Source organism: Agromyces sp. MMS24-JH15, assembly GCF_043518605.1.
Taxonomy (GTDB): domain Bacteria; phylum Actinomycetota; class Actinomycetes; order Actinomycetales; family Microbacteriaceae; genus Agromyces.
In genome coordinates this window covers 3757171-3776336 of record NZ_CP171358.1, presented here as the reverse complement: position 1 = coordinate 3776336, position 19166 = coordinate 3757171, and the positions used below count along the sequence as shown (strand labels likewise).

Annotated in this window: 17 protein-coding genes; 9 read left to right on the top strand and 8 right to left on the bottom strand. The window is 73.0% G+C overall.

Going from position 1 to position 19166, the window contains the following annotated elements:
• The first annotated feature begins 28 nt into the window (after positions 1 to 28).
• From fdxA to ACDF64_RS17220, 3 genes are all read left to right on the top strand, one after another.
• Entirely contained in the window at positions 29 to 349 is a 321-nt protein-coding gene (gene fdxA / locus ACDF64_RS17230) for a ferredoxin (protein WP_394552570.1), read from the top strand.
• A 1-nt stretch (position 350) separates the two neighbouring features.
• Positions 351 to 1487 (top strand): succinyldiaminopimelate transaminase, encoded by a 1137-nt coding sequence (dapC, locus tag ACDF64_RS17225; protein WP_394552569.1) that lies wholly within the window; start codon positions 351 to 353, stop codon positions 1485 to 1487.
• A 142-nt stretch (positions 1488 to 1629) separates the two neighbouring features.
• A complete protein-coding gene (locus ACDF64_RS17220) occupies positions 1630 to 2940 on the top strand; it encodes a citrate synthase (RefSeq protein WP_394552568.1) in 1311 nt (436 codons plus the stop codon).
• A 10-nt stretch (positions 2941 to 2950) separates the two neighbouring features.
• Here ACDF64_RS17220 and ACDF64_RS17215 read toward each other — a convergent pair whose 3' ends face one another.
• Both ACDF64_RS17215 and dapD read right to left on the bottom strand, forming a co-directional pair.
• A complete protein-coding gene (locus ACDF64_RS17215; protein ID WP_394552567.1) occupies positions 2951 to 5536 on the bottom strand; it encodes a penicillin acylase family protein in 2586 nt (861 codons plus the stop codon).
• A gap of 115 nt (positions 5537 to 5651) precedes the next feature.
• Positions 5652 to 6605 carry a 2,3,4,5-tetrahydropyridine-2,6-dicarboxylate N-succinyltransferase gene (gene dapD / locus ACDF64_RS17210; protein ID WP_394552566.1) on the bottom strand — a complete coding sequence of 318 codons (954 nt, stop codon included), beginning with the start codon at positions 6603 to 6605 and terminating at the stop codon, positions 5652 to 5654.
• A 57-nt stretch (positions 6606 to 6662) separates the two neighbouring features.
• Here dapD and dapE point away from each other — a divergent pair, with 57 nt between their 5' ends.
• The 3 genes from dapE to ACDF64_RS17195 all read left to right on the top strand — a co-directional run bounded on the left by dapE (position 6663) and on the right by ACDF64_RS17195 (position 9287).
• Positions 6663 to 7757, top strand: coding sequence for a succinyl-diaminopimelate desuccinylase (gene dapE / locus ACDF64_RS17205; RefSeq protein ID WP_394552565.1), 1095 nt, complete (start codon positions 6663 to 6665; stop codon positions 7755 to 7757).
• Between the two features lie 22 nt (positions 7758 to 7779).
• Complete coding sequence (locus ACDF64_RS17200) at positions 7780 to 8997, top strand: hypothetical protein (RefSeq protein WP_394552564.1); 1218 nt, start codon at positions 7780 to 7782, stop codon at positions 8995 to 8997.
• A gap of 116 nt (positions 8998 to 9113) precedes the next feature.
• Positions 9114 to 9287, top strand: coding sequence for a DUF3117 domain-containing protein (locus tag ACDF64_RS17195; protein WP_067875042.1), 174 nt, complete (start codon positions 9114 to 9116; stop codon positions 9285 to 9287).
• Positions 9288 to 9392: 105 nt separating this feature from the next.
• On the opposite strand, the gene ACDF64_RS17190 is transcribed toward ACDF64_RS17195, so the two are convergent.
• Positions 9393 to 10025, bottom strand: a complete 633-nt coding sequence (locus tag ACDF64_RS17190; protein WP_394552563.1) for an O-methyltransferase — start codon at positions 10023 to 10025, stop codon at positions 9393 to 9395.
• 89 nt (positions 10026 to 10114) lie between these two features.
• On the opposite strand from ACDF64_RS17190, the gene ACDF64_RS17185 reads away from it, so the two are divergent.
• Complete coding sequence (locus ACDF64_RS17185; RefSeq protein ID WP_394552562.1) at positions 10115 to 10510, top strand: sec-independent translocase; 396 nt, start codon at positions 10115 to 10117, stop codon at positions 10508 to 10510.
• A gap of 9 nt (positions 10511 to 10519) precedes the next feature.
• Here the strand turns inward: ACDF64_RS17185 and ACDF64_RS17180 are convergent, their stop codons facing one another.
• Complete coding sequence (locus tag ACDF64_RS17180) at positions 10520 to 12070, bottom strand: succinic semialdehyde dehydrogenase (RefSeq protein ID WP_394552561.1); 1551 nt, start codon at positions 12068 to 12070, stop codon at positions 10520 to 10522.
• A gap of 59 nt (positions 12071 to 12129) precedes the next feature.
• On the opposite strand from ACDF64_RS17180, the gene ACDF64_RS17175 reads away from it, so the two are divergent.
• Both ACDF64_RS17175 and ACDF64_RS17170 read left to right on the top strand, forming a co-directional pair.
• Positions 12130 to 13521: an MFS transporter gene (locus tag ACDF64_RS17175; RefSeq protein WP_394552560.1), complete on the top strand. Its 1392-nt coding sequence runs from the start codon at positions 12130 to 12132 to the stop codon at positions 13519 to 13521.
• A complete protein-coding gene (locus ACDF64_RS17170) occupies positions 13518 to 15017 on the top strand; it encodes a pyridoxal phosphate-dependent decarboxylase family protein (RefSeq protein WP_394552559.1) in 1500 nt (499 codons plus the stop codon). The genes ACDF64_RS17175 and ACDF64_RS17170 overlap by 4 nt, the downstream gene beginning before the upstream one ends.
• 165 nt (positions 15018 to 15182) lie before the next feature.
• On the opposite strand, the gene ACDF64_RS17165 is transcribed toward ACDF64_RS17170, so the two are convergent.
• The 4 genes from ACDF64_RS17165 to ACDF64_RS17150 are packed head-to-tail and all read right to left on the bottom strand — an operon-like array spanning position 15183 to position 19073.
• Positions 15183 to 16061 (bottom strand): hypothetical protein, encoded by an 879-nt coding sequence (locus tag ACDF64_RS17165; protein ID WP_394552558.1) that lies wholly within the window; start codon positions 16059 to 16061, stop codon positions 15183 to 15185.
• A 4-nt stretch (positions 16062 to 16065) separates the two neighbouring features.
• Positions 16066 to 17253 (bottom strand): Mrp/NBP35 family ATP-binding protein, encoded by a 1188-nt coding sequence (locus ACDF64_RS17160; protein ID WP_394552557.1) that lies wholly within the window; start codon positions 17251 to 17253, stop codon positions 16066 to 16068.
• Positions 17231 to 17758, bottom strand: a complete 528-nt coding sequence (locus tag ACDF64_RS17155; RefSeq protein ID WP_394552556.1) for a DUF1003 domain-containing protein — start codon at positions 17756 to 17758, stop codon at positions 17231 to 17233. The genes ACDF64_RS17160 and ACDF64_RS17155 overlap by 23 nt, the downstream gene beginning before the upstream one ends.
• Complete coding sequence (locus ACDF64_RS17150) at positions 17745 to 19073, bottom strand: magnesium transporter MgtE N-terminal domain-containing protein (RefSeq protein ID WP_394552555.1); 1329 nt, start codon at positions 19071 to 19073, stop codon at positions 17745 to 17747. Before ACDF64_RS17150 ends, ACDF64_RS17155 begins: the two co-directional genes overlap by 14 nt.
• Between the last annotated feature and the right edge of the window lie 93 nt (positions 19074 to 19166).

The following is a 19166-nucleotide window of genomic DNA, read 5'->3' as shown; positions in this document are numbered from 1 at the left end:
GCCCATTCTCGAAGGGAACGCTGCCACCGTGACCTACGTCATCGCCCTCCCGTGCGTCGATGTCAAAGACCGTGCCTGCATCGACGAGTGCCCGGTCGACTGCATCTACGAAGGCGAGCGCTCGCTCTACATCCACCCCGACGAGTGCGTGGACTGCGGCGCATGCGAGCCGGTGTGCCCGGTCGAGGCGATCTACTACGAGGACGACCTGCCCGAGGAATGGTCCGACTACTACAAGGCGAACGTCGAGTTCTTCGACGAGATCGGCTCGCCGGGCGGTGCCGCCAAGGTCGGCGTGATCGCCTACGACCACCCCGTCGTGGCAGCGCTGCCGCCGCAGGGGCACTGAGGTGGCCCTGGGGGCTCTCCCCGACTACCCCTGGGACCTGATGGTCCCGTACCGGGAGCGTGCGGCCGTGCATCCCGACGGCGTCGTCGACCTGTCGATCGGCTCGCCCGTGGATGAGACGCCCGCGGTGATTCGCGACGCGCTCTCGGCCGCGACCGACGCGCACTCCTACCCGCAGACCGTCGGCACGCCCGAGCTCCGCCGGGCCATCGTCGAGTGGTTCGAACGCCGCCGCGGTGTCGTCGGCACGGGGCTCAGCGAGCGCAACGTGCTGCCGACGATCGGCTCGAAGGAGCTCGTCGCGCTGCTGCCGCTGATGCTGGGCGTTGGCGAGGGCGATGTGGTCGTGCATCCTCGCGCCGCCTATCCGACGTATGCGATCGGTGCGGCCATCGCCGGAGCCGACGCGCTCGCCTCCGACGATCCGGCCGAATGGCCCGAGTCCACCAAGCTCGTGTGGCTGAACAGCCCGGGCAACCCCGATGGTCGCGTGCTCGACGTCGACGCCCTGCGGGCCGCGCAGACCAGGGCGCGCGAGCTCGGGGCCACCATCGTCAGCGACGAATGCTACGCCGAACTCGGCTGGGACGCGCCGTGGGACGCCGAGCGGGTGCCGAGCATCCTCGATCCTCGAGTGAGCGGCGAGAACCGCAGCAACACGCTCGCCGTCTACTCTCTCAGCAAGCAGTCGAACATGGCGGGCTACCGGGCCGCGTTCATCGCCGGATGCGGCCTACTCATCGAGCAGTTGACGAACGTCCGCAAGCACGCCGGCCTCATGCTGCCCGCACCCCTGCAGGCCGCGATGGTAGCCGCGCTCGGCGACGACGCGCACGTGGCGGCGCAGAAGGAGCGCTACCGCGCGCGCCGCGACGTCCTGCTGCCGGCGCTCGAGGCCGCGGGCTTCCGGATCGATCGGAGCGAGGCCGGCCTCTACCTGTGGGCGACCGAGGGGCGCGACGCGTGGGAGTCGATCGGCCGACTCGCCGACCTCGGCATCGTCGGGGGCCCGGGGCACTTCTACGGCGTGCACTTCCCCGAGCACGTGCGGCTCTCGCTCACCGCGAGCGACGAGCGCATCGGGCAGGCCGCGGCCCGGCTGCGGGCCGCCGCGACGGGATCGCGGCCGGGGGACTGAGGACCTCGCCAACCGGGCGCCCGATTCATTGGCGGATGCGACAGTACGCGGGGACCCCGTCTAGGCTGTACGCGGGCGATCGGAGCAGGCATGCTCGTGCCCGGAGAGGTGACCGCAGAACGTGACGATCACAGGAGGCGCCGTGAGCGACGTCGAGAGCCAGGCGGCCGGGCAGCGGCCCGCGACCGCGACCCTGTCGTACCCGGGCGGAACGGCGGAACTGCCGATCCTGCCCTCCGTCGACGGAGCCTCGAGCCTGGACGTCTCGACATTGACCCGGCAGTCCGGCCTGACCGCGCTCGACTACGGCTTCGTGAACACCGCTTCCACGCGGTCGGCGATCACGTACATCGACGGCGGCAACGGAATCCTCCGCTACCGCGGCTACCCGATCGAGGAGCTCGCGTCGCACTCGAACTACCTCGAGGTCGCCTGGCTGCTGATCTACGGGTCGCTGCCGTCCGCCGACGAGCTCGCCGCGTTCGACGAGCGCATCCGCCGGCACACGCTGCTCCACGAGGACCTCAAGCGGTTCTTCTCGGCGCTCCCGCACACGGCGCACCCGATGGCCGTGCTCTCGAGCGCGGTGGCCGCGCTCTCGACGTACTACGAGGGCACGTCGGACCCGAACGATCCCGACCACGTCGAGCTCACGACCATCCGCCTCCTCGCGAAGCTCCCGGTCATCGCGGCCTACGCGCACAAGAAGAGCATCGGCCAGGCGTTCCTCTACCCGGACAACTCGCTGTCGTTCGTCGACAACTTCCTGCGGCTGAACTTCGGCAACATGGCCGAGCCCTACGTGATCGACCCGACGCTGACGCAGGCGCTCGACCGGCTGCTGATCCTGCACGCCGACCACGAGCAGAACGCGTCGACCTCGACGGTGCGGCTCGTCGGCTCGACCGGCGCGAACCTGTTCACCTCCATTTCGGCCGGCATCCAGGCCCTCTCGGGCCCGCTGCACGGCGGCGCCAACGAGGCCGTGCTCCAGATGCTCGCCCGCATCCAGGAGTCCGGCGAGGGCGTCGGGAAGTTCGTCGAGCGCGTGAAGCGCAAGGAGGACGGCGTGAAGCTCATGGGCTTCGGGCACCGGGTCTACAAGAACTACGACCCGCGCGCGAAGCTCGTGAAGGAGTCGGCCGACGCGGTCCTCGCGGGCCTCGGCGTGTCCGACCCCCTGCTCGACATCGCCAAGGAGCTCGAGCAGTTCGCCCTCGAGGACGACTACTTCCGTGAGCGCCGGCTCTACCCGAACGTCGACTTCTACACCGGCGTCATCTACAAGGCGATGGGCTTCCCGACGCGGATGTTCACCGTGCTGTTCGCGATCGGCCGCCTCCCCGGCTGGATCGCGCACTGGCGCGAGATGAACCTCGACCCGCAGACGAAGATCGGCCGTCCCCAGCAGCTCTACACGGGCGAGCCCGAGCGGCACCTGCCGCGCCGCTGACGGCCGGCGCTCAGCCGACGGGCCGCAGCACCAGTCCGTCGCGGGCGGCGTCGCCGACGGCCTCGGCGGTGTAGGGCCACGCGAGCGTCTCGTTCCGCTGCCAGAGCGGCGTCTGGTCGTCGTAGTGCGGGTCGAATGCGTGGCCGGATGCCCCGGTCAGGTTGATCCAGCGCGATCGATCGAAGTCGTCCAGGTCGACGACCATCCGCATCGACGGCACCCAGTGCACCTCGTAGCCGAGCGAGGCGTCCCACCCGGTCGCGTTCACGATCGACGACCCGCCCGACACCTCGTAGGGGCCGCGGTTGAAGAGCCGCTCGATCACGTCGATCCCGGACTTGCCGAAGCTCTGGTTCTCGAGCGTCAGGGTGTGCAGGCGCCCCCATCGCCAGTTCGCCGGGTCGGTGCCCATGCGTTCGCCGGCCTCGTCCCAGGCGGCGTCGAGCGCGGCGGCGATCACGGCGTCGCGCCCGACCGCGCCGCTCGCGGGGTCCGCCCACCAGTGCGAGTCCGGCGTCGCGAGCAGGGTCGCCATGACGCCCCACCACCGCGCGTTGCCCTTGGGCTCGGTGCCCTCGGGCAGGTCGGCGAACATGTCGGCGAGCAGGGTGCGCCAGAAGACCGCGAAGTACGCGGCCTCGGCGCTGTCGACGTCGTCGCGGCCGTCCCAGTCGGCCAGCAGCCGCTGACCTTCCGCGGCGTCCCCGTCGAGCGTCAGCGAGGCGATGACGGGGAGGAACTGGGCGGCATTGCCATCGGCGGTGTCGGCCTGGATCTCCTCCATCATCTCGGCCGTGACCTGCTCGCCGGCGTCGAGGTGGGCGCGCAGCAGCGTCTCGATCGCCGCGGCACGGTAGCCGCGATCCCAGTCCGCGGTGAGGAACGGTCCGCCCTGCTGCACGGCGTTGTTCGCGGTCACGATGTACCCGCGCTCGGGGTTGAGGATCGCGGGCATCGCGCCGAAGTCGACCGCTCCGCGCCATCCGTTCGCGCTGGTCCAGCCCGGCAGCGGCACGGTGCCGTCGCCCGTGAGGCGGATCGGGATGTCGCCGGGCGCCTGGTACCCGATGCTGCCCGCGGTGTCGGCGTAGAGCAGGTTCTGCGCGGGGACGTCGAAGAGCGCCGCGGCGCCGCGGAACTGGTCCCAGGTGGTCGCCCGGTCGATCGCGAAGATCGCCTGCGGGGTCGTCCCGGGCGTGAGGGCGGTCCATTGGAGCGAGACCGCGTAGTCGGCCTCGGGTGCGCCGATCGCAGCCGGGTAGCCGTCGGCCAGGGCGCCGAAGGCGTCGGAGACGTCGCTGAGGAGCGGGCCGCGCCCGGTCGCGCGCACCGTGATGGTGCGCGGCTCGCCGCCCGCGACCTGGATGACCTCCTCGTGCGTGCGCATCGGGAGGAACTGGCCGTCGAGTTCGAAGGTGTCGTCGACGACGCGTTCGACGTACAGGTCGGTCACGTCGGGCGCGAGGTTCGTGAAGCCCCATGCGATCTGCTGGTTGTGGCCGATGATCACGCCGGGCACGCCCGAGAACGTGAAGCCCGTCACGTCGAACGAGCAGTCCTCGTCGAGCTGATCGCAGCGCAGCCCCATCTGCGCCCAGACCGACGGCGTGGATGCCCCGAGGTGCGGGTCGTTCGCGAGCAGCGGCAGCCCGGTGTCGGTGAGGGCCCCGGACACCGCCCAGGAGTTCGACCCGATGTCGCCGCCCGCGGGGCCGATGAGCTCGGGGAGGCCGTCGAGCGCGGCGCGCAGGCCCGCGAGGGCACGGGTGACGCCCGGATCCGCGAGCACGGTCGCCGGGTCGTCCGCGCCTGCACCCGCACTCGCGCCCGCACCCGCGTCGAGCGCGCGGACGTCGAGTGCGGCCGGTGCCGCGGGCGCGCCGCCGATGATCGTCGGGTGCTGCCCGTACGGGTACGCGGGGTGCAGGAGCGCGACGTCCTCCGGTGCGAGCGTCGTCGACAGCACGGCCCGGTCGATCTCCTCCTCGAGGTTGGAGCGGAGGTCCCAGGCCATGGCCTTGAGCCACGCGACCGAGTCGACCGCGGTCCACGGCTCGGGGGAGTAGCCCGGGTTCTGCAGGTCGAGGAGGGCGTACTCGAGCGAGAGCTCGGCGCCGCCGCGGTCGGCGAGGTAGGCGTTCACACCCTCCGCGTAGGCGTCGTAGAGCGCCTTCGTCGTCTCGTCGAGCATCGCGTACTCGGCCTCGGCGACCGTGCGCCAGCCGAGCGTCCGGATGAACGCGTCCGTCTCGACCTGGCTCTCGCCGAACAGTTCGGCGAGGCGCCCGGCGGTGACGTGCCGGCGGAAGTCCATCTCCCAGAACCGGTCCTGCGCGTGCACGAAGCCCTGCGCGAAGAACAGGTCGTGGTCGGTCTGCGCGGTGACCGTCGGGATCCCGTGCGCGTCGCGGGACACCGTGACGGCCGCGTCGAGCCCGCGCACGTCGATCTGGCCCGTGGTCTCGGGGAACGAGCGCGTGACGGTCCACCAGCCGAAGCCGGTGGCGCCGAGTGCCAGGACCAGCACGGTCACGAGCACCCCGATCATCACGGCGGTGAGGCGACTCCGACCGGTCCGCGGATCATCGGTGCCCATGCCACTCCCTCGTGATCGGAGCGGGATCGCGCACACGGCGATCCCGGGTGATCACTGTACCCGAGCGGGGTTCCCGGGCGGGGGAGGCCCGCGCGGGGCATCCACCCGCCCGGGATCAGGCGTGCAGCGCGGCGTTCAGCGTGACGCCCTCGCCGGTGCGCGAGAGCACCTCGACACCGCCCGTGAGGGAGTTCCGGCGGAAGAGCAGGTTCGGCCGGCCGGAGAGGTCGACGGCCTTGGCGATGCGCGGCGTCGTGCCTGCGGGGCCGATGACCGACACCTTCGTGCCGGCCGTGACGTAGAGCCCCGCCTCGACCACCGAGTCGTCGCCGATCGAGATGCCGATGCCCGAGTTCGCGCCGAGCAGGGCGCGTTCGCCGATCGCGATGCGCTGCGTGCCGCCGCCCGACAGCGTGCCCATGATGGATGCCCCGCCGCCGACGTCGGTGCCGTCGCCGACGACGACGCCCTGCGAGATCCGGCCCTCGACCATCGAGGTCCCGAGCGTGCCGGCGTTGAAGTTGACGAAGCCCTCGTGCATGACGGTCGTGCCGGGCGCGAGGTGCGCGCCGAGGCGCACGCGCGAGGCGTCGGCGATCCGCACGCGCTCGGGCGTCACGTAGTCGGTCAGGCGGGGGAACTTGTCGAGTCCCTGCGCCTGGATGCCCGCGCGCAGCAGCGACGGGCGGAGTCGGTCGAAGTCGGCCGGATGCACCGGGCCGGCGTTGGTCCACACGACGTTCGGCAGGTGCCCGAACACGCCGTCGAGGTTCACGGTGTTGGGTCGGGCGAGCAGGTGCGAGAGCACGTGGAGCCGGAGGTAGGCGTCGGGCGTGCTCTCGGGCGCGGCGTCGAGGTCGATCTCGACGACGACCGCCTCGACGCGCACGGCGCGCCGCTCGTCCGGCCCGGCGAGCGAGGCGAACTCGGGGTCCAGCGCCGCGCCGGCGGGCGCCGCGCCGAGCGCGGGCGCGGGGAACCAGGTGTCGAGCACGGTTCCGTCGGCGGCGATCGTGGCGAGGCCGGCGCCCCACGCGGGACGGGCGGGCGAAGCGGAGTCGAGGGGCATGGCATCCAGCGTAACGACCGTGCGGATGCCTCGCCGCGGCGTTCGTAGACTGGGGTCATGCCCGAACGCGCCTTCGCCCCGCTCGACCTGTCCGCCGATTCGGTCGAGCTCACCCGGGCGATCTGCGACGTGCCGAGCGTGTCGGGCGACGAGGCGGCCCTCGCCGACCTGATCGTCGAGGCGCTCGCGGCCTTCCCGCACCTCGAGGTCATCCGCGACGGCGACTGCGTCGTCGCGCGGACGAACCTCGGCCGCGCGCGTCGGGTGGCGATCGCGGGCCACATCGACACGGTCCCGATCAACGACAACCTGCCGACCCGGTTCGAGGAGATCGACGGCGAGGCCTACCTCTGGGGGCGCGGCACGGCCGACATGAAGGGCGGCGTCGCGGTGCAGCTGAAGCTCGCCGCCGAGCTGGCCGAGCCCGTCCACGACGTCACGTGGATGTGGTACGACCACGAGGAGAAGTCGGCCGAGCTCAACGGCCTCGGCCGCCTCGCGCGCAACCGGCCCGACCTGTTCGAGGCGGACTTCGCGATCCTCGGCGAGCCGTCGAACTCGCGCGTCGAGGGCGGCTGCAACGGGACCATCCGCTTCGAGCTGCGCGCCTACGGCGTGCGCGCCCACTCGGCGCGCGGCTGGGTCGGCGACAACGCGATCCACAAGCTCGCACCCGCGCTCGAGCGCCTCGCGGCGTTCGAGGCCGAGACGATCGACGTCGACGGGCTCGCGTACCGCGAGTGCCTGAACGCGGTGGGCGTGACCGGCGGCGTCGCGGGCAACGTGATCCCCGACGAGGTCATGCTCCACGTGAACTACCGGTTCGCGCCGAGCCGCACGTCGGGCGAGGCGATCGACCGCATGCGCGCGCTGTTCCCCGAGTACGAGCTCACGGTCGTCGACCGCTCCGACGGCGCACGACCCGGGCTCGACGCGGACTTCGCGCAGGACTTCCTCGCGGCGGTCGGCGGAGACCCGGCGCCCAAGTACGGCTGGACGGATGTCGCGCGCTTCAGCGCGCTCGGCGTGCCCGCGGTGAACTTCGGCCCGGGCGATCCGTTGAAGGCCCACGCCGACGACGAACGCGTCGCGGTCGACCAGGTGCTCTCGTGCGAGCGGGCGCTGCGCGCCTGGCTGACCGGCGCCGCCTGAGCCGCCCGTGAGCCGCGCGACGGTGCGAGCACGGGAACCGGACTGGTTCCGCGTGCATCGCTGGTCGCCGCGCGTGCGCTGGCGGCTCCTGCCGTGGTGGGCGCGGGTCATCCTCGTCTACGGCGCCTCGCGCGTCGTGACGACCGTCTTCCTGCTGTGCTTCGCGGCCGCCCAGCCCGCGAGCCAGTGGACGGGCGCGCATCCGGGGCTCGTCGAGTACTCGACCATGTGGGATTCGCGGTGGTACGCGTGGATCGCCGACGCGGGCTATCCGAGCGAGCTGCCGCTCGCCGACGACGGCCACGTCGCCGAGAACCGGTGGGCGTTCCTGCCGGTGTATCCGGGGCTGATCGCGGCGCTCTCGTTCCTCGGCGTGCCGTGGGACCTCGCGGCGGTGCTCATCGCGACGGCGGCGGGCCTCGGCGCGGCGCTCGTGTTCCACCGGCTGATGAGCCGGTTCCTCGAACCGGACCGGGCGATGTTCGCGGTGGTCGTGTTCTGCGTCGCGCCCGCGTCGCCCGTGCTCCAGCTCGGCTACGCCGAGTCCCTCGGGTTCCTCCTGCTCGCGGTCGCGCTGCTCCTGCTGGTGGACCGGCGGTACCTCCTCCTGCTTCCCGTGCTCGCGCTGTGGGCGTTCACGCGGCCCGGCGCGCTCGCGTTCGCGCTCACGCTCGCGCTGCACTGGATCGTCAGGTGGATCCGCCGTCGGTCGGATCCGTTCCCGCCGCCGGAGCGCTGGGCGGCGGCGATCGCGGCGGTGTTCTCAGGCGCGGTCGGCCTCGCATGGCCCGGGATCGCCTGGATGGCGACCGGCGATCCCGCCGCCTACACCGACACCGAGCTCGCGTGGCGCTCGGCGTACATCGGCCGCGGCGAGCTCATGCCGTTCACGGCATGGTTCCAGTCGGGCGACTGGTGGATCGGGCGGCCGCTCGGCACGATCGCGGTCGTCGCGCTCGTCGTCGCCTTCGTGCTCGTGCTCTTCACGCCCGCCGTCCGCCGCCTCGGGATCGACCTCCGGCTCTGGCTCGTCTCGTACGCGACCTACCTGCTCGCGGTGTTCTTCCCGCAGTCGAGCACGTTCCGCATCCTCGCGCCCATGTTCCCGCTCGCGGGTGCGCTCGCGGTGCCCCGGGCGCGCTGGTACCGCTGGACGCTCGTCGCCGTGCTGCTGGCGTTGCAGGTGGGGTGGCTCTGGATCTGCTGGGTGATCATCGGGTCGGACTGGACGCCGCCGTGATCGGAGACGATCCGGGTCGCCGTGTGACGGACCGCTCCTCCACAGGTCGGGGCAGTGTTCCGCGGGGGCTCGCGGGCGAGAGATAATGGAATCTCAGCCACGAAAGGGGTAGCTCAATGGCGGCCATGAAGCCACGCACCGGAGACGGGCCGATGGAGGCTGTGAAGGAGGGTCGACTCATCATCGTGCGGGTTCCGCTCGAGGGTGGAGGTCGCCTCGTCGTCTCGGTGAACGACGCAGAGGCCAAGGAGCTCTACGACGTCCTCGGCGGCGTCGTGAATCCCGCCTGAACAGGCGTGCCGGGCGCCCGTGCCGCTGAGCGGCCGGGCGCCCCCTCCTCGCTCCAACCGCCGTGCGCGGCATCCGAGCGGGCCGACGGAGTCGTCGAGGGAGCCTCAGGCGCCCAGCTTGACGATCTGCAGCAACCCGTCGCCGGCCGGTGAGATCGCGGTCGACACCGCGGAGGATCCCGCGAGCTCGCCGATGAGCGTGCGGAACGCCACGGCCGACTCGTCGCGCTTCGCCGGGTCGGCGACCCGGCCCTTCCAGAGCGCGTGCGCGACGACGACCGTGCCGCCCGCCTTCGCGAGCCGCAGGCCGTGCTCCACGTACTCGATGACCGAGGCGGGATCCGCGTCGATGAAGACCAGGTCGTAGGACGCCTCGTTCATGCGCGGCAGGACGTCGCTCGCGCGTCCGGCGATGAGCCGGACCCTGGCCGCCGGGATGCCGGCATCGGCGAAGTTCACGCGGGCCTGCTGCTGGTACTCGGTCTCGAGGTCGATCGACGTGAGCAGCGAGCCGCGTGCGGCCTGGAGCATCGACAGCCCCGAGACGCCGACGCCGGTGCCGACCTCGATGATCGCCTCGGACCGTGAGGCCGCCGCGATCACCGCGAGCTGCGCCGCGACGGCGGGCGAGACCGCCTCGATGCCGAGCTCGAGCGACTGCTGGCGTGCCCGGGACACGGCGTCCGTTTCGACGGTCGATTCGTCGACGTACTTCCAGTTCAGGTCGTGTTCCGACACGTGGCGACTCCCGGGGCTTGCTCAACCCCCAAGGATAGGGGCCGCGGCGGCCGCCCGACGTGCGCCTCGCCGCCGTCTATCCTTGAGGGGTGTTCGGTCTGACGTTCGAGAAGCTCCTCATCATCGGGGTGATCGCCGTCTTCCTGCTCGGCCCGGAGCGCCTGCCGCACTACGCGGCCAAGCTCGGCCAGCTCGTCCGCTCGCTGCGCGACCTCGCGAACGGCGCGAAGGACCGGATGCGCGAGGAGATGGGCCCCGAGTTCGACGACGTCGACTGGCAGAAGCTCGACCCCCGGCAGTACGACCCGCGACGGATCATCCGCGAGGCGCTGAGCGACGCCGATCCGTTCGCCGAGCCCGCGCCGTCCCGCCCGGTCGTCGCGCGCGCGTCGGTCAACGAGAACTCCGCCTACCTCCAGCGCAAGCGGCAGCGCGAGGCGCTGGGCGCAGGCGAGGCCGCCCCGTTCGACACCGAGGCGACCTGACGGCCCGGCTCAGCTCCGGCGGATCGCGCGCAGCGTGCGGGTCAGCAGCAGGAACGGGCCCTCGAGGCGGGCGACGTCCGCACCGGACCTCGGCAGCTGCAGGATGCCGGTCGCGCGCGACACCGTGACCGCGTCGACGAAGCGGAGCAGGCCCTCGCGGCCGTTCCGGCGGCCGAGCCCGGAGGCCTTCACGCCGCCCATGGGCGCGGCGACCGAGCTGAACGAGCCCCGGTAGGCCTCGTTGACGTTGATGCTGCCGGCCAGGAGCGCGTCGGACACGCGCTTCGCCGTGCGCGCGGACCGCGTCAGCACGGAGGCGTTCAGCCCGTACTCGCTCGCGTTCGCGGCGAGCACGGCCTCGACCTCGTCGTCGACGATGTAGAGCGATGCGATCGCGCCGAACGTCTCGGCCGCGTAGACGTCCATGTCGGGTGTCACGCCCGTGAGCACGGTCGGCTCGAAGAACCACGGGCCGATCTCGGGCCTCGGATTGCCGCCGACGAGCACCGTCGCGCCCTTGGCGATCGCGTCGTCGAGGTGCGCCGTGACGCGCGCGAACTGCGCGGCGCTCGCGAGCGAACCGAAGTCGGACCCGTAGTCGAGCCCGGACCCCAGGCGGGGGTCGCGCAGCCGCTCGACGAGCGCGGCCGTGAAGGGCGCAGCGACCTTCCGGTGCACGTAGATCCGCTCGATGGAGACGCAGAGCTGGCCCATCGCCGAGAAGCAGCCGAACGCGGCATCCGCGGCCGCGTGGACCGGGTCGACGTCGTCGAGCACGATCATCGGATTCTTGCCGCCGAGTTCGAGGGATGCCCCGATCAGCCGCCGGCCCGCCTTCTCGGCGATGCGGCGCCCGGTCGCGGTCGAGCCGGTGAAGCAGATGTAGTCGACGGTGTCGGTGAGAGCCTCGCCGGCCTCCTCGGCGGAGCCCGTGACGACGGCCCAGAGCGCCTCGGGCACGCCCGCCTCGACGAACGCGCGCCGGAGCGCGAGGATCGACAGCGCGCCCTGGTCGTCGGCCTTCTGCACGACCGCGCAGCCCGCGGCCAGGGCGGGCACGACGTCCATCGCGGCGAGGCTGAGCGCGTAGTTCCACGGCGTGATGACGCCCGCGACGCCCTTCGGGCGGTAGCGCACTCGCGTGGTGACGAGGGTCGGCAGGCCCGCGCGGACGCGCCGGCCCTTCAGGACCCGGGATGCCTCGAGCGCGTTGTACCTCGTGACGGCCGCGGCCTGCACGACCTCCTCGAGGGCCTGGCCGCGGGTCTTGCCGCTCTCGACCTGCACGAGGTCGAGGAGGAGCTCGCGACGCTCGAGGATCAGGTCGTGCGCGCGCAGCAGCACGCGGCGGCGGTGGGCGAAGCCGGCGCGCGCCCAGGCGATCTGGGCGAGGCGGGCGCGGGAGACCGCGTCGACGACGTCGTCGGCGGTGGAGCGGGGGAGCTCGTGGTGGGTCTCGCCGGTGGCGGGCGTGGGCACGGCGACGCGCTCGGCGCCCGTCGCGACGACATCGTCGACGAGGGAGGCGAACAGGTCGGGGGTGGCCGTCGTGGCTGGCATGGCGGACAGTCTAGGTCACGTGTCCCACTTCTCGGTCGGCGCAGGTACACTCTCCCTCCATGGCCGCACCGGAGCATCAGTCCCTTTCGCGCGGCGTCGTCGCCAGGTACGCGATCGGATCGATCGGCACCGGAGGCTTCGCGACGCTGCCCGGACTCGTCCTCGTCTACTACCTGACCGACACCCTCGGCGTCGTGCCGCTGTTCGCAGGCCTCGTCGTGACCGCGGCGAAGGTGTGGGACGTCGTCATCGACCCCTGGATCGGAGACCGCAGCGACCGCGCCCTCGCGCGCCGGGGGACGCGTCGCGGCATGATGCTCGCGGGCGCGATCGCGCTGCCCATCGGGTTCGCGCTCACGTTCGCGGTGCCGGCCGGGCTCGTCCCCGGGGCATCCGCGGTCTGGGTCCTGCTCGCCTTCCTCGCGACCGCGACCGCGTTCAGCCTGTTCCAGGTGCCGTACATCGCGCTCCCGGCCGAGCTCACGCCCGGCTACGACGGGCGCACGCGGCTCCTCACGTGGCGCGTGGTCGTGCTCACACTCTCGATCCTCGCGTTCGGCGCGGGCGGGCCGGAGATCCGGGCCGCGTTCGAGGACGAGTACCTCGGCTACCTCGTGATGGCGATCGTCGCGGGCCTCGCGATCGGCGTCGGCATGCTCGTCGCGTCCACGGTCGCGCCCCGCGGCGCACGGTCCGCCGAGAACGCGGGTGCCGCGTCGGCCGACGCGCGCGCGGGCCTCGTCACGGCGTACCGCGACGGCATCGCGGCGCTCCGGCGGAGCATCCCGTTCCGCGCCCTGCTCGGCGCGTTCGTGCTGCAGGGCCTCGCGACCGGCCTCATGCTCGCGGGCGCCCAGTTCGTCGCGACCTGGGTGCTCGGCGACCCGCGCGCGACGACCTTCCTGTTCGCGTCGCTCATCGCCCCGGCCGTCGTGTTCGCGCCGATCTGGGGCCGGATCGCGCGCCGCGTCGGCAAGGAGCGCGGCTTCCGGTGGGCGACCCTCCTCTTCGTGGTCGCGACGGCCGCGCTCATCGGCATGATCTGGGCGCCGGGGCCCTGGATCTACGCGCCGGTGGCGGTCGCGGGCGCCGCCTACGCGGGCATGCAGTCGCTGCCCATGGCGATGCTGCCCGACGTCATCACGCACGACGCGCGACGCGAGGGCGTCGAGCGCGCCGGCAGCTTCAGCGGCGTCTGGACGGCGGGGGAGACCGCGGGCATGGCGCTCGGCGCCACGGTGCTCACCGTCGTGCTGGCCGTGACCGGGTACGTCGAATCCGTCGGCGACCAGGTCGTCGCGCAGTCGCCCGCCGCGATCGCGGGCATCGTGCTCGCGTTCAGCGCCGTCCCCGCCGCGCTCACCGCGCTGAGCCTGGTCGCCATCGCGAGGTACCCGCTCGGGCGCGCCGATGTCGACATCGAACCCGAAGCCCTGGAGGCATCCCGATGACCACGTTCCGACGCGACCCCGCGGACATCCTCGCCGAGCTCGCGACCCTGCGCGAGGCGGATGCCCCGACCCACGGCGGGCACGTGCTCGCCTACGTGTACGACGCCGGCATGCCCGAGCTCGACGCGCTCGCCTCCGACGCGGCGAAGCTCGTGCAGCCCGTGAACGGCCTCGATCCGACCACGTTCACGTCGGTCGCCGCCATGGAGCGGGCGGTCGTCGGGTTCGCTCGGGCCGCGTTCCACGGCGACGACGAGGTCGTCGGCTCGGTGACGTCGGGCGGCACCGAGAGCTGCATGCTCGCGGTGAAGGCCGCGCGCGACGCCTGGATCGCCCGCGGCGGCGAGGGCCGGGCCCGCCTCGTCGCGCCGATCACCGCGCACGCGGCCTTCCAGAAGGCCGCGAAGGCGTTCGGCCTCGAGTTCGACGGCGTGCCGGTGGATGCCTCGACGGGCGCGCCCGACCCCGCGGCGATCGCCGAGCGCCTCGGCGAGGACGTCGCGATCATCGTCGTGAGCGCGCCCTCGTACCCGTTCGCGACGCTCGACCCGATCGAAGAGGTCGCCGCGCTCGGCGCGGCCCGGGGCATCCCGGTGCACGTCGACGCCTGCATCGGCGGGTTCGCGCTCGCGTTCCAGGACGGGCTGCCCGCGTGGGACTTCGCCGTGCCCGGCGTGACGAGCCTGTCGGCCGACCTGCACAAGTACGGGTACGCGCCGAAGGGCGTGTCCGTGCTCCTCACGCGCGGACGCGACCTGCAGCGGCACCAGTACTTCGCGACGACCGCCTGGCCGGGATACCCCGTCGTGAACCCGACGCTCGCGGGCTCCAAGCCCGCCGGGCCGCTCGCCGCGGCGTGGGCGATCATCGAGGCGCTCGGCACCGAGGGCTACGCCCGACTCGCCGGTCGCGCGATGCGCGCGACGACCGCGCTCCGCGACGCGGTCGAGCGGATCGAGGGCCTGCGCGTCGTGGGCGACCCGGTCGGCCCGCTGTTCGCGGTCGCGACCGACGAGTCGGTCGGGCCCGACCGGCGCGTGGACCCGCACCACTGGGCCGACGCGGTCCGCGAGGCGGGGTGGGTCATCCAGCTGCAGCCCGCGCTGCGCCAGGCCGACGGCACGCTCCTGCCGCGCACGACGCACCTCACGGTCACGCCCGTGACCGAATCGGTGCTCGACACGCTCCTGCCGGTGCTCGCGGGCGCTGCGGACGCGGTGCGCGGGGTGCCCGCGGTCGACGGCGGTGCCGTGCTCGCCGGGCTCGCACAGGCGGCGCCCGGCGCCGCGGGTGTGCTCGCCGGCGGCGGCGCGATCGACTCCGACACGGCGGCGGGCCTCCTCGCGGCGATCGGGCTCGGGGCGGCGACGGACGGCTCGGGCGGTTCGCTGCCCGCGCGGATGGCGCCCGTGCTCGCGCTCGTCGAGGCGCTGCCGGCTCCCGTCACCGAGCGGCTGCTCGTCGAACTGCTGGCGCGGGTCGTGGAGCCGCGCTGAGGCGGGCTGTCGGGCGGGCGTGGTCTCGAGACGCGTCCGACTCCGTCGGGCGCTCCTCGACCACCGGGAGGGGGCGCTCCTGGACTACCGGGAGGGGGCGCTCCTCGACTACCGAAGGGGGCGCTCCTCGACCACCGGGAGGGATGACTCCTCGACCACCCGGCGTCAGCCGGTGGGCAGGCCGCAGCGCTCCGCGTAGTAGGCGTAGAGCTCGGAGCGCAGCGTGGTGCTCGCGGCGAACGGCACGGTGCCGCTCAGGCCGTCCGACGTCGTGACGTCGAACGGGAGGATGCTGCCGACCTTGTCCTCGGCGACGGCGTGCGCGTCGCATCGGTTCGGCGCGACCGCGAGTTCGAGCGTCGAGGGCGGGTCGTCCGCGGCGACGTCGAGGTCGAGCACCCAGTCGTGGGCGCCCTCGGCCTGGATGAGGGTCGTGCCGCTCACCAGGTCGATGCGGAAGCTCCCGGCGCCCGATCCGGCCGGCGCGATCGCGACATCGATCACGGCGCGGCGGTCGGCGCCCGATCCGGTGCTCCGGAGGTGGTCGGGCAGCGTGATGGCCGCGATCCCGGCGACGGCCTCGCCCAGGCAGGCCTGGTCGTGGATCCGCGCGAGCGCGCCGTAGGCGTCGTCCGCAGGCAGCTCGCCGCGCGCGGACCCCGCCTCGGAGACGACGTCGAGCTCGACCGTGATCGGGTCCGGTGCGGCGTCGCAGATCGCGTCGGTCGGCGCGAGCCGGATCGCGATCGCCCGTCCCGCCGGGAAGTCCGTCGGATCGTCGTCGGCGATGCCCGGCTCGAAGCCCGCTGTGCGCACCTTCAGCGAGCGGACCGTGATCGGCTCGTCGCGGCCGTTCTCGACGAGGACGAAGATGCGTCCGCCCGCGACATCCACCCGGCCCTGCCCGACGCTCACCGTGATGTCGGCGAGTCCCGCCGGATCGACCGGTTCGGACGGCGACGCCGTCGGTGCGCAGCCCGCGAGCAGCGCGGCGAGCAGGGCCGCGACCGCGATCGCCGGGTGGGACGCGCGCGGGCGGGGCATCCGCTCACCTGACCGAGACGTCGAGCCGGCGGCCCAGGAGCGAGCGCGGCCGGGACGCGAGCGCGGCCGCGACCTGCTCGATCGCGCGCGCCGCCGGGTCGTCGGGCTCGGCGATGACGACGGGCACGCCGTCGTCGCCGCCGCGCCGGAGCGCGACGCTGAGCGGGACGCTCGCGAGCAGCGGCACCGGCGCGTCCTGCCCCTCGGAGAGGCGTCGGGCGACCTCCGCGCCGCCGCCCGAGCCGAACAGCTCCAGCACCGCGCCGTCCGCGCCCGTGAACGCGGCCATGTTCTCGACCACGCCGACCACCTGCTGTCCGGTCTGGCGCGCGACGACGCCCGACCGCTCGGCCACGTCGGCCGCCGCCGCCTGCGGCGTCGTCACGACGACGACCTCGGCGTTCGGCAGGAGCTGCCCGAGCGAGATCGCGATGTCGCCCGTCCCCGGCGGCAGGTCGACGAGCAGCACGTCGAGATCGCCGAAGTGCACGTCGGTCAGGAACTGCTGAAGGGTCCGGTGCAGCATCGGGCCCCGCCAGGCGACCGCGACGGAGGACGCGCGCCCGCCGGGCTCGGCCGGCTCGACGAACATCCCGATCGAGACCGCCTTCACGCCGTGCGCGACCGGCGGCAGGATCATGTCGTCGACGCGCGTCGGGCGGACGGCGGTGCCGTCGGCGTCGACGAGCCCGAGCAGGCCCGGGATCGAGAAGCCGTGCACGTCCGCGTCGACCAGGCCGACCGACAGCCCGCGCGCCGCAAGCGCGACCGCGAGGTTCGCGGTGAGCGTCGACTTGCCGACGCCGCCCTTGCCGCTGGTCACGGCGATCACGCGCGTGAGCGTGCCCGGGCCGAACGGGTTCGTCCGTGCGGCCCGGCCGCCGCGCAGCCGCTCGGTGAGGGCCGCCCGCTGCTCGGGCGTCATGACCGAGAGCACGACGTCGGCATTTCCCGCACCGACCGCGGACTCGGCAGCCTGCCGGACGTCGCGTTCGATGCGGTCGCTCGCGGGGCATCCGACGATCGTGAGTCGCACGTCCACGCGCACCCGGCCGTCGTCGCCGACGGCGACGCCGCCGACCATGTCGAGCTCGGTGATGGGCTTGCGGATCTCCGGGTCGATCACGCCGCCGAGCGCGGCGCGGACGCGGAGCTCGAGTTCCGCCGCGTCAGGAGGCGGGAGCGGCGGCACGCTCGGCCTCCTCCTCGTCGCGCCGGTCGAGCTCCTCGAGCACCTGCCGGAGCTCGGAGCGGATGAAGTCCTTCGAGGCGAGGTCGCGCACCGCGAGCCGCAGCGCCACGACCTCGCGCGCGAGGTACTCGGTGTCGGCGAGGTTGCGCTCGGCGCGCTGGCGGTCCTGCTCGATCTGCACGCGGTCGCGGTCGTCCTGGCGGTTCTGCGCCAACAGGATGAGCGGCGCCGCGTACGAGGCCTGCAGCGACAGGATGAGCGTCAGCAGCGTGAAGTTGGTCGCGCGCGGATCGAACTGCACGTCGGTCGGCATGAAGCTGTTCCAGCCGAGCCAGACCAGCACGAACACCGTCATGCCGATGAGGAAGCCCGACGTGCCCATGCCGCGCGCGAACGCCTCGGAGAACCGCCCGAAGCGGTCCTTGTCGCCCCCGCCGAAGGGCGCAGATCGGCGCATGCCCTTCGGGGTCTCGAATCGCCGGTCGTCGACGTCAGCGCGTGCCATCTCCTGCCCTCCTTCCGTTCGGGATCGGGATGCTCCCCGTGTTGAGCTGCGCGCGGACGCTCGCCTTGCGCGTCACGTCGGATTCCTCGGGATGACTTCGCCAGTCGTCCGGCAGCAGGTAGTCGAGCACGTCGTCGACGGTCACGACGCCGACGAGGCGGTGCTTCTCGTCCACGACGGGCACGGACACGAGGTCGTAGCTCGCGAGGATGCGGCTGACCTCGGCGGCCGACGTGTCGGCGCGCACCGGCTCGAGGCCCTGGTCGAGCAGGGATCCGAGGCGCTCGTGCGGCGGGTAGCGGAGCATCCGCTGGAAGTGCACGACGCCGAGGAACCGGCCGGTCGGCGGCTCGTACGGCGGCAGGGTGACGCAGACCGCCGCGCCGAGCGCGGGCGGCAGGTCGTGGCGTCGGATCAGCGCGAGGCCCTCGGCGACGGTCGCGTCGGCCGAGACGATGATCGGCTCGGTCGTCATGAGGCCGCCCGCCGTGTCGGCGCCGTAGGCGAGGAGGAAGCGGACGTCGTCGGCCTCCTCGCTCTCCATGAGCTCCAGCAGGTGCTCGCCGCGCTCCTCCGGGAGCTGGGCGATGAGGTCGGCGGCGTCGTCGGGCTCCATGTGGTCGAGCACGTCGGCGGCGCGGTCGTCGCCGAGGCTCGAGATGATCTCGACCTGGTCGGCCTCGCGCATCTCCTCGAGGACGTCGGCGAGACGGTCGTCCGAGAGCTCCTCGGCGACCTCCTGCCGGCGCTGCGGCGACAGGTCGAGCAGCGTGTTCGCGAGGTCGGCGGGCTTGAGCTCCGAGTAGGTCGCGATGAGCGCCTCGGCCGACTGCGCCTCGCCGACCGCGATCTGCTCGCGCACCTCGCGCCACGTGACGTACGCCGACGGACCCTTCGTGAAGGGCGTCGCGCCCTTGGGGCGGCGGACGAAGAGCTGCGCGACCTCCCACTCGCCGGGGTCCTGCTCCTCGATCGCGACATCCTCGACGCTCGCGAAGCCGGAGCCGTCGTTGAAGGCGACCTTGCGCCCGAGCATCTCGGCGATCACGCGGACCTCGCCGCCGCGCTGCTCGAACCGGCGCAGGTTCATCAGCCCGGTCGTGATGACCTGGCCGCCCGCGATCGAGGTCACGCGACCGATCGAGAGGAACACCCGGCGCTTGCCCGGGATCTCGACGATGAGTCCGACCACGCGCGGCGGGTCGTCCCGTCGATAGACGACGAGCACGTCGCGCACGCGCCCGACCCGATCTCCGGCGGGGTCGAACACGGCGGACCCGGCGAGTCGGGCGACGAAGACTCTCGTGGCGCTCACGCCTACAAACTTAGCCCCGGTCGCGTGCATCCGGCCGTCACGCGGTCACCGGCACCCGGGCCGTCGGCGGTCCGCTCCGCGCCGCCGGGCGCG